We start from the raw sequence: 17,468 nt of genomic DNA, 5'->3' as shown, positions 1-17,468 counted from the left end.
GATCAGCCCAGGTTGTCCTGAATCACGCTCAGCACTTTGCGCGCCACTTCAGCCGGCGCAACGGTGTTGATGTTTTTCTCGACGGTGACCTGAATGTTCTCGCCAACCTTGCTCAGGCGAACCTGATAACGCTCGGCACGGGATTCAACTTCTTCCTTGGTCGGCGCACTGCCGAACAGGCTGCTGAAGAAACCAGGCTTGTCGTCTTTCTTCTCGGCTTTTTCGGCCAGGTTGATGTAGTACAGGCCCAGGCTGCGGTTGATGTCTTCAACGCGCCATTCGCCTTGTTCCAGTGCACGGCCAACGCTCGACCAGGCACGGTCCAGATCGGTACCGACGTTCAACACCGGGTTGCCGCTGCCGTCTTCGCTGAGGCTGACACGGCTCGGGGTATCGAAATCACGCGAGGCCAGCATCGACACCGAACCGCCCTTCTCGGAGATCCGGCTCATGCTTGCGAGCATGTCGTCGACCAGGGCTGCGTCCAGGCCAGTGTTGACCGAACGGTTGGTGAAATCGACATCGGCGGTGCTGCCGGCAGGACGCTCGGCGCTGACCACGTAGATTTCACTGGTGTTGCGCTGCACGCCCGGTTCGATCCGCACACGCACGCGGGTTTCGCTGTCGCTGGCGATACCGGCTGCGCTCAGGCGCTTGGCCATGGACGCGGACAGTTCGTCGGAATGCTGCCAGGTGGTGGTGAATTCGCCGGTCTGCGGGCGCTGTTCGTCCAGGCGGAAACCGTTGTCCTGGAAGAACTGCACGGCCACTGGCCAGACTTCGGCCGGTGGATGCTGGGCCACGACCCAACGCGAATCACCGCTCTTCTGCAGCGAGTAATCGCTGGCATCGGCAACCGCCGACAGCGGCTGAGGACGCGGAACAATGTATTCGCCCTTGGCGGTGTCATCAGCGACGTTACGCGGGATCGGCAGCAGCGGATCCAGACGTTTGGACGTGCTGACATCCGGTGGCAGTTGCATCGGTGCAGTCTGTTGCGCTTCCAGGTAATCGCTACCGCGGTCACGGAAATAACCTTCCGGGCCCCAGACCCATCCGCAGCCACTGGTGCTGGAGATAATCAAGGCAAGTGCGGAAAGTCCGGCCATTCGCTTCATGCGTTGTACTTCCTCAATTAAACCAGGACGCTGCACTGGCGCAGGGCCGAGCGCAGCGTTTCATGACAAGGTGTGCTCAGCCAGGTCAGCGGCAGGCGGATGCCTTCGTGCATCAGGCCCATTTCAACCAAAGCCCACTTCACCGGAATCGGGTTGGCTTCGATGAACAGGTCTTTATGCAGTGGCATCAGTTTTTCGTTGATTGCCCGTGCGGTGTCGGCGTCGCCCTTGAGAGCGGCCTCGCACAGGTCGGCCATTTCGCGCGGGGCGACGTTGGCAGTCACGGAAATGTTGCCTTTGCCGCCCAGCAGGATCAGTTCAACGGCGGTCGGATCATCGCCGGACAACACGATGAAATCCTTGCTCACACCATCGATGATCGCTTTGGCGCGCTTCAGGTCGCCAGTGGCTTCCTTGATGCCGATGATGTTCGGCACCGTGGACAGGCGAATCACGGTCTCGGCCTGCATGTCGCACGACGTGCGGCCAGGAACGTTGTAGAGAATCTGTGGAATGTCGACCGCTTCAGCGATGTGCTTGAAGTGCTGGTACAAGCCTTCCTGAGTCGGCTTGTTGTAGTACGGAACCACCAGCAGGCAGGCGTCGGCGCCGGCTTCTTTGGCGTTGCGGGTCAACTCGACGGCTTCGCGGGTCGAGTTGGCGCCGGTGCCGGCGATGACCGGGATGCGCCCGGCAACCTGTTTGACCACGGCTTTGATGACGGCGATGTGTTCTTCTACATCAAGGGTTGCCGACTCGCCGGTAGTACCGACCGCGACAATGGCATGGGTGCCGTTCTTGAGATGGAAGTCCACGAGTTTGCTGAGGCTGTCCCAGTCAAGACGCCCTTGTGCATCCATGGGAGTGACCAGTGCCACCATACTGCCCGCAATCATGAAACCGCTCCTGCCGGAAAAAGAGAGCGGTAATGGTACTGGCGCCAAGATGCTTGCACAAGCGAAGTACTGCGCTGCTGCCATTCCCCTTGGCGCCGCTTTTCGCTACCCTTCAGACTTTGATCGGTACCGATCAGCTTGTACGTCGGGTTCCAGCCTCCCTTTTCGGCCTCCCAGACCCCGTTCCTGCGTCGCATCGACGCGCTCCCGCTATAGTGGAGCGAGCCGCGAGCGCTTGCCGGGTCTATCGCAATGGACAGCCAGAACAGGCAGGCCCCGGCCGCCAGCGTCCGTAACCTACCGACCGCTCATCGCTTTAGGAATGCTGCATGTCCACCCCCACAGTTCGCGAACAATTCCTTGTCATCAGTGCCCTCGGCGCCAACCCCATGGAGCTGACTAACGTCCTGTGCCGCGCCAGCCATGAAAATCGCTGCGCCGTAGTCACTTCACGCCTGACCCGCCACGGCGAGTGCAGCGCGCTGATTCTTGAGGTTTCCGGCAGCTGGGACGCCCTCGCCCGCCTGGAAGGCAGTCTGCCAAGCCTCTCCAAGAAGCACGCGTTCACTGTCAACGTAGTGCGCAGCGCGCCGCTGGAGAATCGTCCACAAGCGTTGCCATATGTGGCTTACGTCAGCTCGGCGTATCGCCCGGACATCATCAATGAGCTGTGCCAGTTTTTCATGGACCACAACGTCGAACTGGAAAACCTGACCTGCGACACGTATCAGGCACCACAGACCGGCGGCACCATGCTCAACGCCACGTTCACCGTGACCCTGCCGGCCGGTACCCAGATCAGCTGGCTGCGCGATCAGTTCCTCGACTTCTCCGACGCGATGAACCTGGACGCACTGATCGAGCCTTGGCGCCCACAGAACCCAATGTAAGGAAGCTTTCATGGCCGTTGTCATCGACCAACCGGTTGCCGATTTCGAAGCGCCTGCCACCAGCGGGCAGACCGTCAGTCTGTCTGCCCTGAAGGGCAAGCAAGTGGTGATCTACTTCTATCCGAAGGACAGCACGCCGGGCTGCACCACCGAAGGCCAGGGCTTTCGTGATCAGTACGCGGCGTTCCAGGCTGCCAACACGGAAATCTTCGGTATTTCGCGGGACAGCCTGAAGTCCCACGAGAACTTCAAGTGCAAGCAAGAGTTTCCGTTCGAGCTGATCAGTGACAAGGACGAAGCTGTTTGTCAGTTGTTCGACGTGATCAAATTGAAGAAGCTGTATGGCAAGGAATACCTGGGCGTTGATCGCAGCACCTTTCTGATCGACAAGAATGGTGTGCTGCGTCAGGAGTGGCGTGGCGTGAAAGTGCCGGGGCATGTTGATGCGGTGTTGGCTGCGGCTCAGGATCTGAATAAAGCCTGATGTTTTTGCGTCTATTTCACTGACGTCTTCGCGAGCAGGCTCGCTCCCACACTAAACCGTGTTCATATTGGCAACTTGGCCAAATGTGGGAGCGAGCCTGCTCGCGAATAGCCTCTCTACATTATTCGGATCAACCGCTACAGCAGCGGCGCCACCGCCGGCTCCTTGCGCGGCCACGCATCCAGCACCGCCTTGAACAGCGTCGCCAGCGGAATCGCGAAGAACACCCCCCAGAACCCCCACAACCCGCCAAACAACAGCACCGCGCAGATAATGGCGACCGGGTGCAGGTTGACCGCCTCCGAGAACAGCAACGGCACCAACACGTTGCCATCCAGTGTCTGGATGATCCCGTAGACCGCCATCAGATAGATGAACTGATCACTCCAGCCCCACTGGAACAATGCGATCAACAGCACCGGCACGGTCACCACCACAGCACCGACATACGGCACCACCACCGACACGCCCACCAACAACGCCAGCAGCGCCGCATAGTTCAATCCAAGCGCCACAAAAGCGATGTAGGTCACGCCACCACAAATAACGATTTCAATGACCTTGCCGCGAATGTAGTTGGCAATCTGCCGGTTCATTTCCTGCGCGACCCGCGTAATCAGAGCGCGTTCACGCGGCAGATAACCGCGCACCCATTCGCCAATCATCAGCCGATCCTTGAGGAAGAAGAACACCAGAATCGGCACCAGTACCAGATAGATCATGATGTTGACCAGCAACGGCAGACTCGACAACGAGAACGTCAGCGCCCATTGGCCGAATTTGCCAATCTCGCCGCGCGCCGCCTCGATGGCTTGCAGCACTTGCTCGTCAGAGACCAGGTGCGGGTAGCGCTCCGGCAACAGCAACAGCAACGATTGCCACTTGGCGAGCATGCCCGGCAGCTCATTGAACAGCGTGATCAATTGATGCCAAAGCAACGGCACGACCACGACGATGAACACCATCAGCACGCCCATGAACAGCGCAAACACCAGCCCCACCGCCGCGCCACCCGGCACACGCAAGCGCTCCAGCGTGACCACCAGCCCTTGCATCAGGTACGCCAGCACCATCCCAGCCAGCACCGGCGCGAGCATGCCGCCGAGGGTGAGCACCGCCGTGAAGGCGAGGAACAGCAGCACCGCCAGCACCACGGCTTCTTCATCGGAGAAGTAGCGCTGAATCCAGTCGCGTAACACTTTGAACATCAATAATCCTTAGGTCTTTTACGCTGTGGGTTCAGGCCTTTTTCAACCAGTAACGGTAAACGCCTGCTTCGTCTTCTTCGCGCAGCAGCGTATGACCGGCCAACTTGGCAAAGGTGCGAAAGTCGCGCTGCGAGCCTGCGTCGGTAGCGATCACCTTGAGGACGGCGCCACTCTCGAGCTTGTTGAGTTCCATTTTTGCCTTGAGCAACGGCAACGGGCAATTGAGGCCACTGGCGTCCAGTTCCACGTCATGGGCTACAGCGTCGGTCATTGCGTCACTCCGGTTCGGGTCGTCGGGCTGCCTAGAATATCTGGTCGCAGCTCCGGTGTCCGGCTACAGTAAGGTCTTTGTCTTCTAAGGCTTTGTGCATGACTTTTCTGCGCCCTACCCTGCTGACGCTCGCTTGCCTGCTCGCCTCACCAGGCTTTGCCGACGATCTGCCGTCACTCGGCGACGCCAGTTCTGCCATTGTCTCGCCGCAACAGGAATACCAGCTCGGTCGCGCCTGGCTGGCCATGCTGCGCAGCCAGGTTTCACAGCTCAACGACCCACAGCTCAAGGACTACGTCGAATCCAGCGTTTACAAGCTGGTGGAAACCAGTCAGGTCACTGACCGACGCCTCGAATTCATCCTGATCAACAGCCCGCAGCTCAACGCTTTCGCTGCGCCGGGCGGTGTGGTCGGCGTTAACGGCGGCCTGTTCCTCAATGCGCAGACCGAGGGCGAATACGCTTCGGTACTGGCGCACGAATTGGCTCACTTGTCGCAACGCCACTTCGCTCGCGGCGTCGAAGCTTCGCAGCGCATGCAGGTGCCGATGATGGCCGCTCTGCTCGCCGGCATCGTCATTGCAGCAGCCGGTGGCGGTGATGCAGGGATCGCGACCATTGCCGGTACGCAAGCAGCGGCGATTCAGTCACAACGCACCTTTTCCCGACAGAACGAACAGGAAGCCGACCGCATCGGTATCCTCAATCTGGAAAAGGCCGGGTATGACCCGCGCTCGATGCCGACCATGTTCGAACGCTTGATGCGTCAATATCGTTTCGACGCCAAGCCCCCGGAATTCCTCCTGACTCACCCGGTCACCGAATCGCGTATTGCTGACACCCGCAACCGCGCCGAACAGGCCAAACCGGGCGGCATCGAAGACTCCAAGCGCTATCAACTGATTCGCGCACGCGTGCAGCTGATTTATGAAGAAACCCCGGGCCTGGGCGCCAAGCGCTTCCGTGCACAACTGGATGAAAACCCGAAAAATGACGTGGCGCGCTACGGACTCGCGATCGCGCAGATCAAGGGCGGACAGTTGAATGAAGCTCGCGAGAACCTCAAGCAATTGCTGGCGACCTCACCGAACGAAATCATCTACAACCTGGCGCAGGTCGATCTCGACATCACCAACAATCGCCTGCCGGATGCGCAATCGCGGGTGGACCGGATGCTCGCGCAGTACCCCGGCAACTATCCACTGAATCAGGTGCGCGTCGATCTGTTGCTCAAACAGAATCGCGCTCCCGATGCCGAGAAAGCGCTGGAAGGTTTGCTCAAATCACGCCCGGATGATCCGGACGTCTGGTATCAGGTCGCCGAGACGCGGGGTCTGTCGGGTAATATCATCGGCCTGCATCAGGCGCGCGCCGAATACTTCGCGCTGGTTGGCGATTACCGCCAGGCGATCCAGCAACTGGACTTCGCCAAGCGCAAGGCCGGCAACAACTTCCCGCTGTCCTCGCGGATCGATGCCCGTCAGCGTGAGCTGATGGAGCAGGAACGCATGATCAAGGACATGATGGGCTAACTTTATCGCTGTGACATAAAAGCTTCAGGCATAAAAAAACCGCCTCTTTCGAGGCGGTTTCTTTTTACCCTACCGCTGGATTATTCAGCCAGTTTGAAGGTGATGAAGCTGGCACGACCTTGACGCAAGACACGCATCGATACCGAACGGTTCTTCGGCAGCGCCTTGGCAATTTCACCGAACTCTTTGCTGGAGCCGATGGCCTGGTTGTTCAGGTGCGTGATGACGTCACCCGGTTGCAGACCGATCAGGGCAGCAGGGCCGTCCTGTACCTCCTTGATCACCACACCACCTTTGAGGTCGTAGGTTTTCTTCTGCTCGGCGGTCAGCTCGCCCACCGAAACACCGAGGCGGTTGCTGGTACTTTCAGCGCCGGACTTCGGCAGTGCATCCAGCTCTTTGTCTTCGTCCGGGATCGCGCCAACGGTCAGATCGACGTTCTTGCGCTTGCCCTCACGAATCACTTCCAGGCTGGCTTTGGCGCCAGCCTTGAGTGCGCCGACCAGATGCGGCAGGTCAGCAGACATGACGATCGGCTGACCGTTCATGCTCAGGATCACGTCGCCGACTTGCAGGCCGCCCTTGGCTGCCGGGCCGTCATCCTGAATCTGCGCAACCAGCGCACCGGCCGGCTTATCCAGACCGAACGACTCGGCCAGATCCTTGTTCACTTCCTGGATGACCACACCCAGCCAGCCACGGCTGACTTTGCCGCCGCTTTTCAGCTGATTGGAAACATCCATCGCCACGTCGATCGGAATCGCGAACGACACGCCCATGAAGCCGCCGGAACGGGTGTAGATCTGCGAGTTGATCCCGACCACTTCACCGTTCAGGTTGAACAGCGGGCCACCGGAGTTACCCGGGTTGATCGGCACGTCAGTCTGGATGAATGGTACATAGTTTTCGTTCGGCAGGCTGCGGCCAACAGCGCTGACGATGCCTTGGGTCACAGTATGGTCAAAGCCGAATGGCGAACCGATCGCGACGACCCACTGGCCGGCTTTCAGATCTTGGGATTTGCCCAGCTTGAGCACTGGCAGGTCTTTGCCTTCGATTTTCAGCAAGGCCACGTCAGAGCGCGGGTCGGTGCCGATCAGCTTGGCTTTCATCTCGCTGCGATCAGCCAAGCGAACGAGGATTTCGTCAGCATCAGCAATCACATGGTTGTTGGTGAGGATGTAACCGTCTGGGGAAATGATGAAGCCCGAACCCAGTGATTGCGCTTCGCGCTGACGACCACCACCGCCCGGCGAACGCTGCTGAGGCGGCATGCCACGTTCGAAGAACTCGCGCAGCATCGGCGGCAGACCTTCCAGGTCAGGCATCTGCTGGTTCACTTTGCGATCCGGCAGTTTCTGCGTGGTACTGATGTTCACCACGGCTGGCGAAGCTTGTTCGACCAATTGGGTGAAGTCAGGCAGATCGGCCGCTTGCGCAGCAGGGACCACCTGACCGAGCAACAGCACAGTGGCGAAAATGGAGAGATAAGATTTCAAACTTGGTATCGACATACAGCTCCCGTTACGACGAGCAGGGTTAAGCGATATGGAGCAAGGAACACCGTAAACCACCGACCGGCATTTTTGTTCCGGCAACAACAAACAAGGCCAGAGCCGTGAGGCTCTGACCTATAAAAAATTTTCGGGGTATTTGCAAATGAAAATGCTCAGCAAACATTTCATCTACGTCTCGACGAAGAAGTGGTAATGACTGAATCAGCTCACTGCTTGCTGGTGGCAGTGCCATCAGTGTTACGCATCGACAGAGCAATTCGTTCGGCGGTGCCAATCGGGATTTCGCCGACCACCGTGACCATCATTTCGCCGTCGGGGGTAGTCAGGCGACGAGAAACGGCAACGGTCGGGCCCAGTTGAGTCCGCGTATCGGTCACTGTTGCACCGTTCAAAGGCTCAAGGAACACCGAGAACCGCGCCAGACCATCGTCATACAGCAAGCTGTTGACCTGTGTCTTGGTTTCCGGATCTTTGTGCGAGGTGCTGCTGGTCAATTCAAAACCCGGCGGCAGCCATTCAGAGTGCCAGACCTGCGCGGTCTTGACGGCCGAAGCCTTGTCGCTGTCGAGCGTAATCGCTTTACAGTCGGCATCGGCCTGTAAATCTTTGTCCGAAGGGACTTCGTCAGTATCGAGGCTGGTGAACTGGAAGCGTTCGAGCAACTGCCCTTTGTCATTCAGTAGCAACGACTTCAGCGGCAAGCCCGTTTTCTTGTCCAAATGCAGCTCAAACCCGTAACGATGCTGATCGCGAGGCGTCAGCGATACGATCACTGCGTCTCGCCCAGCCACGCGCGACTTGCCGATGACGGCAAGTTCATACCAGTTTTTCAGCTTTTGCGGATCGAGAGGACGAGCGGCTGAGTTCGGAGAATCCCCCAGCCCGGCAATCAGAGTGCCGCTGACGCATTGAGTATGTCCATCAACGCGCACGACTTCCTGCGCCGAGCCGTCGAGCTGGAGTAAACGCTCGCGGACTTGGCCATTCTGGACGCGATGCCAAATGTTATGGGTAGAAAAACTACCGTTACGCTCGTAAACGAATGTGCCGTGAAAGCTTTGCTGCTGCTCAGCCTGGCCCAGACGGGTCAACCAGTCCTGGGCCTCATCAGCGTGGGCTGGAACAATGAACCAGCCGCTTAGCAGAAGCGAAAGTAGAGGTATGGCGCGCATGATCCTCCTTAGCGGTTTTCCAGGCTTGCAGCACGTGCGTATGGCAGCGCGCTTTCAGTGCCTTTCAGTGCAGCCTGTTGAGCATGTTGGCGCAGGTAACCTGGCAGACGCTGATCGTGCCAGCCTGGTTGACCTTGCAGTACGCCGTTGGCCATAGGGCCGGTAGCTTCAGAACTCTCACTATAGCCTGCCAGAACAGCCGGGCCTTTGACCTGTGGAGTGGCCAGGGTAGGCTGATTGGATTGCTGTGCCAGTTCAACACCAGCGATTTCGTCCTGGTTGTACAGGCGCACACCGGCCAGAACGGCAACAGTCACCGAGGCAGCAACAGCCAGGCGGCCGAGGTTGCGCCATGGGCTGCGAGATACTTTGGCCGGAGCCGTTTCGTCTTCCAGTGCAGCAGATACTGCCGCAGCGATGTCCAGACGTGGCAGCAGCAGATCCTTGTGCATGGCTGCCCGAGCGATCTGGTAACGAGCCCAGGTCTCACGGGTTTCGACGTCATCAAGTGCATTAATCACTCGACGCAATTCCAGTTCGTCCGCTTCGTTATCCATCACTGCGGACAGCGATTCCTGCAGGGCTTCACGACTCATGGCGTTCCTCTCTTGGCTATCGCCGCTGTCTCAGTTTTCCTGCAACAACGGCTGCAGGGCTTTATCGATGGCCTCCCGAGCGCGGAAAATCCGGGAGCGCACGGTACCCACCGGACATTGCATGACGCTCGCAATGTCCTCGTAACTCAGACCATCGAATTCACGTAAAGTTAACGCCGTACGCAAATCCTCTGGCAGTTGCTGGATGGTTCGATGGACGGTGCCTTCGATCTCATCCCGCAGCAGTGCACGTTCTGGTGACTCGAGATCCTTGAGGCCATGATCGCCATCGTAGAACTCTGCATCTTCGGAACTTACATCGCTATCCGGCGGCCGACGGCCGCGTGAAACCAGGTAATTCTTCGCCGTGTTAATGGCAATACGGTACAGCCACGTATAAAACGCACTGTCGCCGCGAAAGTTTCCAAGTGCTCGATACGCCTTGATAAAGGCTTCCTGAGCCACGTCCTGGGCTTCATGGGTGTCGTGCACAAAACGCACGATCAACCCGAGAATCTTGTGCTGATACTTCAGCACCAACAGATCGAAAGCTCGCTTGTCGCCGCGTTGAACGCGCTCGACCAGCTGCTGATCCTCTTCCTGGGTTAGCATGAACACTCCTCGATAAGCCCGAAGGAGACTTGCATAACTAAACGACCAGACTTGCAAACATAGACTCGGGCTTTTCGCAAAAGTTCTCCCCCTCCAGGCAAGTTTCCTGCGGGCTCTGATTTGGCACGCACGAAAAACGCAGCGCGGGATAAACCGGCTGCGCGAATAATCTTGTTATCGGTTTCGCCGGGCTGGAATCCAACCGCAGATTCCGCACTGAAGCCGACACGTCCCTTGTTTCTGGCACCGACTATTGATCTTGGGCCTTTGGCAAAAGTTCCAATTATTTATAGTCGCACCGCCCAGACATTGGGCAACCCTGGGCAGAAAAATCCTGTTTCAGCGCCGATACAGTCGTGTTCTCCCCAAAAGGGTGAAAAAAACTTCCGACGAAGCACGCGGTTTTTTCCTTCACAGTAGTTTCACAATGCCATATCGGCGCGGCTATTGTGCCGTCCCACCCCTCTATATACTAGTGGGCTGTGTGGCTGTCTTGACTCGCCGATCCAGCGGTCTTGCGCCACCCCCGACCCGGGTCGCTTTGAGCGGAATCCTGTAATGAGCCAACAATTCCAACATGATGTTCTGGTCATAGGCAGCGGTGCTGCCGGTTTGAGTCTCGCGCTGACCTTGCCGGGTCATTTGCGCATTGCCGTATTGAGCAAAGGCGATCTCGCCAACGGTTCGACCTTCTGGGCCCAGGGTGGCGTCGCCGCCGTGCTTGATGACACTGATACTGTCGAATCCCATGTTGATGACACCCTGAACGCCGGTGGCGGTCTGTGCCATGAAGACGCCGTGCGCTTTACCGTCGAGCACAGTCGTGAAGCCATCCAGTGGCTGATCGACCAGGGCGTACCGTTCACCCGCGACGATCAATCCGGCACTGAAGATGGCGGATTCGAATTTCATCTGACCCGCGAAGGCGGTCACAGCCACCGTCGCATCATCCATGCGGCCGATGCTACCGGCGCGGCAATCTTCAAAACTTTGCTGGCTCAGGCCAAAGAGCGTTCGAACATCGAGTTGCTGGAGCAGCGGGTTGCCGTTGATCTGATTACCGAACGCCGTTTGGGCATGGAAGGCGAGCGCTGCCTCGGCGCCTACGTACTCAATCGCAAAACCGGCGAAGTCGATACCTACGGCGCACGCTTTGTGATTCTGGCCTCGGGCGGCGCGGCCAAGGTTTACCTCTATACCAGCAACCCCGACGGCGCCTGTGGTGATGGCATCGCCATGGCCTGGCGCTCCGGCTGCCGGGTGGCGAACCTGGAATTCAACCAGTTCCACCCGACCTGCCTGTACCACCCACAAGCGAAAAGCTTCCTTATTACCGAAGCCCTGCGCGGCGAAGGCGCACATTTGAAGCTGCCGAACGGCGAGCGCTTCATGTATCGCTTCGACAAACGCGCCGAACTGGCACCGCGCGACATCGTCGCTCGGGCCATCGACCATGAAATGAAGCGTCTGGGTGTCGACTGCGTCTATCTCGACATCAGCCACAAGCCCGAAGACTTCATCAAGACGCACTTTCCTACCGTATATGAGCGCTGCCTCGGTTTCGGTATCGACATCACCAAGCAGCCGATCCCGGTCGTACCCGCCGCGCACTACACCTGCGGTGGCGTGATGGTCGATCAACAAGGTCGCACGGATGTGCCGGGCTTGTATGCCATCGGCGAAACCAGCTTCACCGGCCTGCACGGCGCCAACCGCATGGCCAGCAACTCGCTGCTGGAATGTTTCGTCTATGCGCGTTCGGCCGCGGCGGACATCCTCGCGCAACTCGACGATGTCGCCGCGCCAAGCGCCCTGCCCGCGTGGGACGCCAGCCAGGTGACCGACTCGGACGAAGACGTGATCATTGCGCACAACTGGGATGAGCTGCGCCGATTCATGTGGGACTACGTTGGCATCGTGCGCACCAACAAGCGCTTGCAGCGGGCTCAACACCGCGTACGTTTGCTGTTGGACGAGATCGACGAGTTCTACAGCAACTATAAAGTCAGCCGCGACCTGATCGAGTTGCGCAACCTCGCTCAGGTCGCCGAACTGATGATCTGCTCAGCCATGGAACGCAAGGAAAGTCGCGGCCTGCATTACACCCTCGACTACCCGGACATGTTGCCCGAGGCGCTCGACACTATTCTGGTGCCGCCCACCTACGTCGGCTGAACTTGAGCCGCACGCGCAGGCGTCGATGCACATCGGCGACCTGCGAATCTCGCGGTACGCAGATCGACCTGACCCGCCATTCCCCGCGCAAACGAAAGCGCAACACCACAATCAACGGCAGCGCCAGGCTGTCCGGCCTCAATTGCACGGTTTGCCAGCCATTGGCTTGATTCCACAGTTGCCAGCCATCGGCATCGCGGCGCAATCCGCAAAAAGCCATTCGGTGAGTCAGCAAAATCTGCCGTGGCAACGTCCAAAACCCATGAAGCAGACAGGCAAAAGCCCCGAGCAGGCTGGCCCAGAGTGGAATTGAAAGCAGAAACAAAGCACCCAGTGCGAACGCCTGGGCCAGCAGATACGCCGCCAGCAACTGCCCAGAGGCATGCCAGCGGCATTCGAACGTATTACTTGGGCTGGACACGGTCCAGAATCATGCGAACCATGCGCTGCAACTCCGGGTCTTCAGACTCGCTGCGCTCCATGAACCAGCCGAACATGTCCTGATCCTCGCACGTCAGCAGACGGACATACAGATCGCGATCCACCTGGTTCAACGTCGCGTAAACCTCCTGCACGAACGGCACCAGCAACACGTCAAGTTCAAGCATGCCGCGACGGCTGTGCCAAAACAGGCGATTCAGTTCAACTTGTTCGACCATGGAGCCCTCCTCAAATTTGCCGGCAAGTATACAGCCCCGGCGCAGGTCGCACAGTCGGCTTTGGTCGGGCACCACCGATCCTTTATCAACTACCCATTTCAACCATGCACCCTTATGATGTGCCCCAGTCTATTTACCCTGCGATGACCCATGGCCGATTCTGCTTTTTTCTGCACCCTGTCTCATGAAGGCGTTCTTGCGGTTCGCGGCGCGGATGCCGGGAAATTCCTGCAAGGCCAGTTGACCTGCAACCTCAATTATCTGAGTGACACAAAGGCCAGCCTTGGCGCGCGCTGCACGCAGAAAGGCCGGATGCAGTCGAGTTTCCGCATTCTGCTCGAAGGTGACGGCGTGGTGCTGGCGATGGCCAGCGAGTTGCTGGAACCACAATTGGCGGACCTGAAAAAATACGCAGTCTTCTCCAAATCGAAACTGACCGACGAAAGTGCTGCCTGGATGCGCTTTGGTCTGGTGCAAGGCGATGCCGCCCTGAGCTGCCTCGGCCTGGATTTGCCGGTCGATACCGACAGCGTCGTGCGCCATGAAGGTCTGATCGCCATTCGTGTCTCGCCAGATCGCGCCGAACTCTGGGTGCCTGCCGATCAGGCAGACGCCATCAAATCCAGACTCGCCGTAACGCTGCCGGAAGGCGAACTGAACCAATGGCTGCTGGGCCAGATCCGCGCCGGTATCGGTCAGGTCATGCCGAGCACCCGCGAACTGTTCATCCCTCAGATGCTCAACCTGCAAGCCGTTGGCGGCGTGAGCTTCAAGAAAGGCTGCTACACCGGCCAGGAAATCGTCGCGCGCATGCAGTACCTGGGCAAACTCAAGCGTCGTCTGTATCGCTTGAGCCTCGACACGGCTGATTTGCCGCAGCCCGGCACACCATTGTTCGCGCCGAGCCACAACAGCTCGATCGGCGAAGTGGTCCTGGCCGCCAACGCCGGTCAAAACATTGAACTCCTGGCGGTGCTGCAGGCCGAAGCTGCCGAATCGGGCGATCTGCACGTGGGTTCCCTCGAAGGCCCGGCGCTGCACTTGCTCGACCTGCCTTACGCACTGGATCGCGACCGCGAAATCCAGCGCTGATCGCAGCATTTGTTGCAACACCCTAGAGAGTCCAAATGAGCGAACTGGCGGAAAAAGTCCAACAGGATTTGGTTGAGGCCATCGATAACGATGACCTGGTTCTGCCCACGTTGCCGGAAGTGGCCCTGCAGATTCGCAAGGCCGCTGAAGACCCGGAAATCAGCGTCAGCGACCTGAGCAAAGTGATCGGCCGGGACACGGCGTTATCGGCGCGCCTGATCAAAGTGGTCAACAGCCCGCTGCTGCGCGCCGCCCAGGAAGTTACCGACCTGCACACGGCCATCACCCGGCTGGGCATCAACTACAGCAGCAACCTGGCGATCGGTCTGGTGATGGAGCAGATTTTCCACGCCCGCTCCGAAGTGGTCGAACAGAAGATGCGCGAAGTCTGGCGCAAGAGCCTGGAAATTGCCGGGGTCAGTTATGCGCTGTGCCGCCGCTACACGCAGCTCAAACCCGATCAGGCAGCACTCGGCGGGCTGGTGCACCAGATCGGCGTGTTGCCGATTCTGACCTACGCCGAAGATCACTATGAGCTGCTGTCAGACCCGGTCAGCCTCAACCATGTGATCGATCACATTCATCCGTTGCTGGGCGACAAGCTCCTGCGCGTCTGGGAGTTTCCGGAACGTCTGGTGGAATTGCCGGGGCGCTATCAGGACTTCAAGCGCGACTCGACGGCCATTGATTACGTCGATCTGGTGCAGGTGGCGAGCCTGTATTGCCACAAGGACACTGATCATCCGTTTGCGCGGATCGATCCAATGACAGTTCCGGCGTTCCGCAAGCTTGGGATCGATCAGGAGAACAAAGCGCTGTGTGAAGATCTGGAAGAGTCGCGGACGATGTTTTACTGATTCGAGACCTTATTGTGGCCATCGCGAGCAGGCTCACTCCTACAGGAGAACGTGTTCCAGTGTAGGAGTGAGCCTGCTCGCGATGAGGCCAACAAAAACACTGCAAGTCACCCGGCAATAAAACTGACCCGCACCTTCAACCCCGCCTGCTCGCCATCATGCAGACTGATCTGCGCCAGATGCGCCCGGCAAATCTCACCGACAATCGCCAATCCCAGCCCCGAACCCGCGACCTGCTGATTACGCCGGTAGAACCGTTCGAACACCCGATCGCGCTCTTCCAGCGGAATCCCCGGCCCGTCATCTTCGACCTCAAGCACCGCCGGCGCCGTCACGCGTAAAATCACATTGCCGCCCGGTGGCGTGTGCGCCAGCGCGTTGTCCACCAGATTGCTCAGCAACTCGTTCAGCAACGTCGGCTCACCGCGCAGCCAGACGGGTTCGTCCGCCTCCAGCGCCAGCGCCACCCCGCGCTTGTGCGCCAACGGCGCCATGGCCATGCCCAATTCTCGGGCCAACTGACTCAGATCGAGCAACTGCGCGCCACCCTCGGCGATCGCCCGGGCGCCGTTTTCGACTCGCGCCAGCGACAGCAACTGATTGGCCAGATGGGTCAGGCGATCAGTGCTTTGTGCCGAAGACTCCAGCGTCGAGCGCCAGACTTCGGCATCGTTGGAGCGCAGGCCCAACTCAAGCCGCGCCTTCAGCGCTGCCAAAGGCGTACGCAACTCATGGGCCGCATCGGCAATGAACTGCGCCTGCCGTTCGAACTGCCCGCGCAAGCGCTCGGTGAAATGATTGAGTCCACGGACCAACGGCCACAGCTCATGCTGCACTTCAACCAATGGCAGCGGCCGCAAGTCGTCGGGCTGACGCTCTTCCACCGCTGTACGCAAGCGCTCCAACGGGCGCAAAGCCGCACTGACCGCGAACCACACCAACAGCAACGCACCGATCGCCAACATACCCAATCGCAGCAAGGTATCGGCCGCCAGACTGCGCGCCATGCTTACCCGAGCCTCATCGGTTTCGGCGACGCGGATTTCCGCCATGCCGTTCATGTTCGGTTCGGTCACCGCCTTGAGCAGGCTGACCACACGCACGTTTTGCCCTTTGTAGGTGGCGTTGTAGAAGCGCGCCAACGCGGGATAACTGTCCGTGCGCGGCGTCCCCGGCGGCGGGCCGGGCAGGTTTTCGTAGCCGGAAATCAGCTTCTGATGGATGTCATTGACCTGATAGTAAATCCGCCCGGCGCTGTCGTAAGCGAAGGTGTCGAGTGCGACGTAAGGCACATCGGCACTCAATGTGCCGTCACGTTGCGACAGACCCGCAGCGATGGTCCGCGCCGAGGCCAGCAAAGTGCGGTCGTATGCCGTGTCGGCGGCTTCGCGACCATTCCAGTAAGCACTCAAACCACTGGCGAGCATCAACACCACCAGCAATAACGCGAGGTTCCACAGCAAGCGCCAGCGCAGGCTGCTGGGCTTATGCATCGCGGCTTTCCAGCAGGTAACCGAGGCCGCGGAAGGTCACGATCGCCACTGGTTGACCGTCGAGTTTCTTGCGCAAGCGATGCACGTAGATCTCGATGGCGTCGGGACTGGCCTCTTCGTCGAGGCCAAACACCTGCGCGGCCAATTGTTCCTTGCTCATCACCCGTCCTGGCCGGGCGATCAGCGCTTCCAGCACCGCTTGCTCGCGTGAGGTCAACGTCAGTAGTTCTTCGCCGAGGGTGAAGCGTCGGGTATCGAGGTCATAGGCGAGTACGCCGCAGCGCTGCTGACGCTCGCCGCCGAGCACGCTGCGACGCAACAGGGCTTTGACCCGCGCTTCCAGTTCCGTCAGTTCGAATGGTTTGGCGAGATAATCATCGGCACCGAGATTGAGACCATGGACGCGATCCTTCACATCACTGCGCGCGGTGAGCATCAGCACCGGCAGATTTTTTCCACGAGCGCGCAACCGCGCCAGCACTTCAAAACCGTCCATGCGCGGCAGGCCGACATCGAGAATCGCCACGGCGTATTCCTCGCTGCTCAAGGCCAGGTCGGCGGCTACGCCATCGTGCAACACATCCACGGTCAGACCGGTGCTCTTGAGCGCCTGGGCGACGCTTTCGGCCAGTTGCAGATGGTCTTCGACGAGCAGAACACGCATGGATTTTTACCTCGTTCAGGGATGGCCGACGCCACGCTTTGCCGCGGAGTTTACAGCCGCAACCGCCGCTGTGAAGCCCGAAAACCGTGAAAGTCAGCTGAAAGGTTAGTGAAAGGTTAGCCGGTTAGAGTCGGCCCACGGACAGTCCCGACTGCCGTCGCTGCTGCCACACAGCGCTACGAAAAACGCCACGAAGCGTTTTCGACCAATAAGAACAATAAACGGAGTACAC

Annotated in this window: 18 protein-coding genes; 6 read left to right on the top strand and 12 right to left on the bottom strand. The window is 59.0% G+C overall.

Annotated elements, in window-relative coordinates:
- Positions 1–2: 2 nt before the first annotated feature.
- Together bamC and dapA are read right to left on the bottom strand one after the other, a co-directional pair.
- Positions 3–1,118: an outer membrane protein assembly factor BamC gene (bamC, locus tag CQ009_RS20520; RefSeq protein ID WP_105708455.1), complete on the bottom strand. Its 1,116-nt coding sequence runs from the start codon at positions 1,116–1,118 to the stop codon at positions 3–5.
- Between the two features lie 17 nt (positions 1,119–1,135).
- The gene (gene dapA / locus CQ009_RS20515; RefSeq protein ID WP_093438308.1) at positions 1,136–2,014 is read right to left on the bottom strand and encodes a 4-hydroxy-tetrahydrodipicolinate synthase; all 879 of its coding nucleotides are present in this window, start codon (positions 2,012–2,014) and stop codon (positions 1,136–1,138) included.
- Positions 2,015–2,343: 329 nt separating this feature from the next.
- Here dapA and CQ009_RS20505 point away from each other — a divergent pair, with 329 nt between their 5' ends.
- A complete protein-coding gene (locus CQ009_RS20505; RefSeq protein WP_008077813.1) occupies positions 2,344–2,904 on the top strand; it encodes a glycine cleavage system protein R in 561 nt (186 codons plus the stop codon).
- Between the two features lie 10 nt (positions 2,905–2,914).
- On the top strand, positions 2,915–3,388 hold the full coding sequence (locus CQ009_RS20500; protein WP_041070370.1) for a peroxiredoxin: 474 nt from the start codon (positions 2,915–2,917) through the stop codon (positions 3,386–3,388).
- A 137-nt stretch (positions 3,389–3,525) separates the two neighbouring features.
- Here the strand turns inward: CQ009_RS20500 and CQ009_RS20495 are convergent, their stop codons facing one another.
- Positions 3,526–4,596 carry an AI-2E family transporter gene (locus CQ009_RS20495; RefSeq protein WP_064388453.1) on the bottom strand — a complete coding sequence of 357 codons (1,071 nt, stop codon included), beginning with the start codon at positions 4,594–4,596 and terminating at the stop codon, positions 3,526–3,528.
- Between the two features lie 31 nt (positions 4,597–4,627).
- Entirely contained in the window at positions 4,628–4,867 is a 240-nt protein-coding gene (locus CQ009_RS20490; RefSeq protein WP_064388455.1) for a sulfurtransferase TusA family protein, read from the bottom strand.
- Between the two features lie 98 nt (positions 4,868–4,965).
- On the opposite strand from CQ009_RS20490, the gene CQ009_RS20485 reads away from it, so the two are divergent.
- Positions 4,966–6,399: a M48 family metalloprotease gene (locus CQ009_RS20485; RefSeq protein ID WP_064388458.1), complete on the top strand. Its 1,434-nt coding sequence runs from the start codon at positions 4,966–4,968 to the stop codon at positions 6,397–6,399.
- Between the two features lie 80 nt (positions 6,400–6,479).
- On the opposite strand, the gene CQ009_RS20480 is transcribed toward CQ009_RS20485, so the two are convergent.
- The 4 genes from CQ009_RS20480 to rpoE form a co-directional block, all read right to left on the bottom strand.
- A complete protein-coding gene (locus CQ009_RS20480) occupies positions 6,480–7,913 on the bottom strand; it encodes a DegQ family serine endoprotease (RefSeq protein WP_064388460.1) in 1,434 nt (477 codons plus the stop codon).
- Positions 7,914–8,122: 209 nt separating this feature from the next.
- Positions 8,123–9,088 (bottom strand): MucB/RseB C-terminal domain-containing protein, encoded by a 966-nt coding sequence (locus CQ009_RS20475; RefSeq protein WP_064388461.1) that lies wholly within the window; start codon positions 9,086–9,088, stop codon positions 8,123–8,125.
- 8 nt (positions 9,089–9,096) lie between these two features.
- Entirely contained in the window at positions 9,097–9,684 is a 588-nt protein-coding gene (locus CQ009_RS20470; RefSeq protein ID WP_064388462.1) for a sigma-E factor negative regulatory protein, read from the bottom strand.
- A 30-nt stretch (positions 9,685–9,714) separates the two neighbouring features.
- Positions 9,715–10,296 carry an RNA polymerase sigma factor RpoE gene (gene rpoE, locus CQ009_RS20465; RefSeq protein ID WP_003172477.1) on the bottom strand — a complete coding sequence of 194 codons (582 nt, stop codon included), beginning with the start codon at positions 10,294–10,296 and terminating at the stop codon, positions 9,715–9,717.
- A 558-nt stretch (positions 10,297–10,854) separates the two neighbouring features.
- Here rpoE and nadB point away from each other — a divergent pair.
- A complete protein-coding gene (gene nadB, locus CQ009_RS20460) occupies positions 10,855–12,471 on the top strand; it encodes an L-aspartate oxidase (protein WP_105708449.1) in 1,617 nt (538 codons plus the stop codon).
- Here nadB and CQ009_RS20455 read toward each other — a convergent pair.
- Both CQ009_RS20455 and CQ009_RS20450 read right to left on the bottom strand, forming a co-directional pair.
- Positions 12,440–12,892: a protein YgfX gene (locus CQ009_RS20455; RefSeq protein ID WP_064388474.1), complete on the bottom strand. Its 453-nt coding sequence runs from the start codon at positions 12,890–12,892 to the stop codon at positions 12,440–12,442. The genes nadB and CQ009_RS20455 overlap by 32 nt on opposite strands.
- Positions 12,876–13,130 (bottom strand): succinate dehydrogenase assembly factor 2, encoded by a 255-nt coding sequence (locus CQ009_RS20450; RefSeq protein WP_007911418.1) that lies wholly within the window; start codon positions 13,128–13,130, stop codon positions 12,876–12,878. Before CQ009_RS20450 ends, CQ009_RS20455 begins: the two co-directional genes overlap by 17 nt.
- Before the next feature lie 150 nt (positions 13,131–13,280).
- Here CQ009_RS20450 and CQ009_RS20445 point away from each other — a divergent pair, with 150 nt between their 5' ends.
- Entirely contained in the window at positions 13,281–14,222 is a 942-nt protein-coding gene (locus tag CQ009_RS20445) for a folate-binding protein YgfZ (RefSeq protein WP_105708447.1), read from the top strand.
- Between the two features lie 35 nt (positions 14,223–14,257).
- Entirely contained in the window at positions 14,258–15,079 is an 822-nt protein-coding gene (locus CQ009_RS20440) for an HDOD domain-containing protein (protein WP_064388478.1), read from the top strand.
- A 107-nt stretch (positions 15,080–15,186) separates the two neighbouring features.
- Here CQ009_RS20440 and CQ009_RS20435 read toward each other — a convergent pair whose 3' ends face one another.
- Together CQ009_RS20435 and CQ009_RS20430 are read right to left on the bottom strand one after the other, a co-directional pair.
- Positions 15,187–16,572 carry a sensor histidine kinase gene (locus CQ009_RS20435; RefSeq protein ID WP_064388479.1) on the bottom strand — a complete coding sequence of 462 codons (1,386 nt, stop codon included), beginning with the start codon at positions 16,570–16,572 and terminating at the stop codon, positions 15,187–15,189.
- On the bottom strand, positions 16,565–17,236 hold the full coding sequence (locus tag CQ009_RS20430) for a response regulator (RefSeq protein WP_007898613.1): 672 nt from the start codon (positions 17,234–17,236) through the stop codon (positions 16,565–16,567). The genes CQ009_RS20435 and CQ009_RS20430 overlap by 8 nt, the downstream gene beginning before the upstream one ends.
- Positions 17,237–17,468 lie beyond the last annotated feature (232 nt).

Source organism: Pseudomonas sp. MYb2, from assembly GCF_002979955.1.
Lineage (GTDB): Bacteria > Pseudomonadota > Gammaproteobacteria > Pseudomonadales > Pseudomonadaceae > Aquipseudomonas.
Note: the sequence above shows the minus strand (reverse complement) of the source record. Positions and strands in the feature narration are given on the sequence as shown.

Bases quoted from the DNA above. Each gene is read 5' to 3' on its own strand.
- bamC (WP_105708455.1), bottom strand. From the start codon at position 1,118: ATGAAGCGAATGGCCGGACTTTCCGCACTTGCCTTGATTATCTCCAGC.
- dapA (WP_093438308.1), bottom strand. From the start codon at position 2,014: ATGATTGCGGGCAGTATGGTGGCACTGGTCACTCCCATGGATGCACAA.
- CQ009_RS20505 (WP_008077813.1), top strand. From the start codon at position 2,344: ATGTCCACCCCCACAGTTCGCGAACAATTCCTTGTCATCAGTGCCCTC.
- CQ009_RS20500 (WP_041070370.1), top strand. From the start codon at position 2,915: ATGGCCGTTGTCATCGACCAACCGGTTGCCGATTTCGAAGCGCCTGCC.
- CQ009_RS20495 (WP_064388453.1), bottom strand. From the start codon at position 4,596: ATGTTCAAAGTGTTACGCGACTGGATTCAGCGCTACTTCTCCGATGAA.
- CQ009_RS20490 (WP_064388455.1), bottom strand. From the start codon at position 4,867: ATGACCGACGCTGTAGCCCATGACGTGGAACTGGACGCCAGTGGCCTC.
- CQ009_RS20485 (WP_064388458.1), top strand. From the start codon at position 4,966: ATGACTTTTCTGCGCCCTACCCTGCTGACGCTCGCTTGCCTGCTCGCC.
- CQ009_RS20480 (WP_064388460.1), bottom strand. From the start codon at position 7,913: ATGTCGATACCAAGTTTGAAATCTTATCTCTCCATTTTCGCCACTGTG.
- CQ009_RS20475 (WP_064388461.1), bottom strand. From the start codon at position 9,088: ATGCGCGCCATACCTCTACTTTCGCTTCTGCTAAGCGGCTGGTTCATT.
- CQ009_RS20470 (WP_064388462.1), bottom strand. From the start codon at position 9,684: ATGAGTCGTGAAGCCCTGCAGGAATCGCTGTCCGCAGTGATGGATAAC.
- rpoE (WP_003172477.1), bottom strand. From the start codon at position 10,296: ATGCTAACCCAGGAAGAGGATCAGCAGCTGGTCGAGCGCGTTCAACGC.
- nadB (WP_105708449.1), top strand. From the start codon at position 10,855: ATGAGCCAACAATTCCAACATGATGTTCTGGTCATAGGCAGCGGTGCT.
- CQ009_RS20450 (WP_007911418.1), bottom strand. From the start codon at position 13,130: ATGGTCGAACAAGTTGAACTGAATCGCCTGTTTTGGCACAGCCGTCGC.
- CQ009_RS20445 (WP_105708447.1), top strand. From the start codon at position 13,281: ATGGCCGATTCTGCTTTTTTCTGCACCCTGTCTCATGAAGGCGTTCTT.
- CQ009_RS20440 (WP_064388478.1), top strand. From the start codon at position 14,258: ATGAGCGAACTGGCGGAAAAAGTCCAACAGGATTTGGTTGAGGCCATC.
- CQ009_RS20435 (WP_064388479.1), bottom strand. From the start codon at position 16,572: ATGCATAAGCCCAGCAGCCTGCGCTGGCGCTTGCTGTGGAACCTCGCG.
- CQ009_RS20430 (WP_007898613.1), bottom strand. From the start codon at position 17,236: ATGCGTGTTCTGCTCGTCGAAGACCATCTGCAACTGGCCGAAAGCGTC.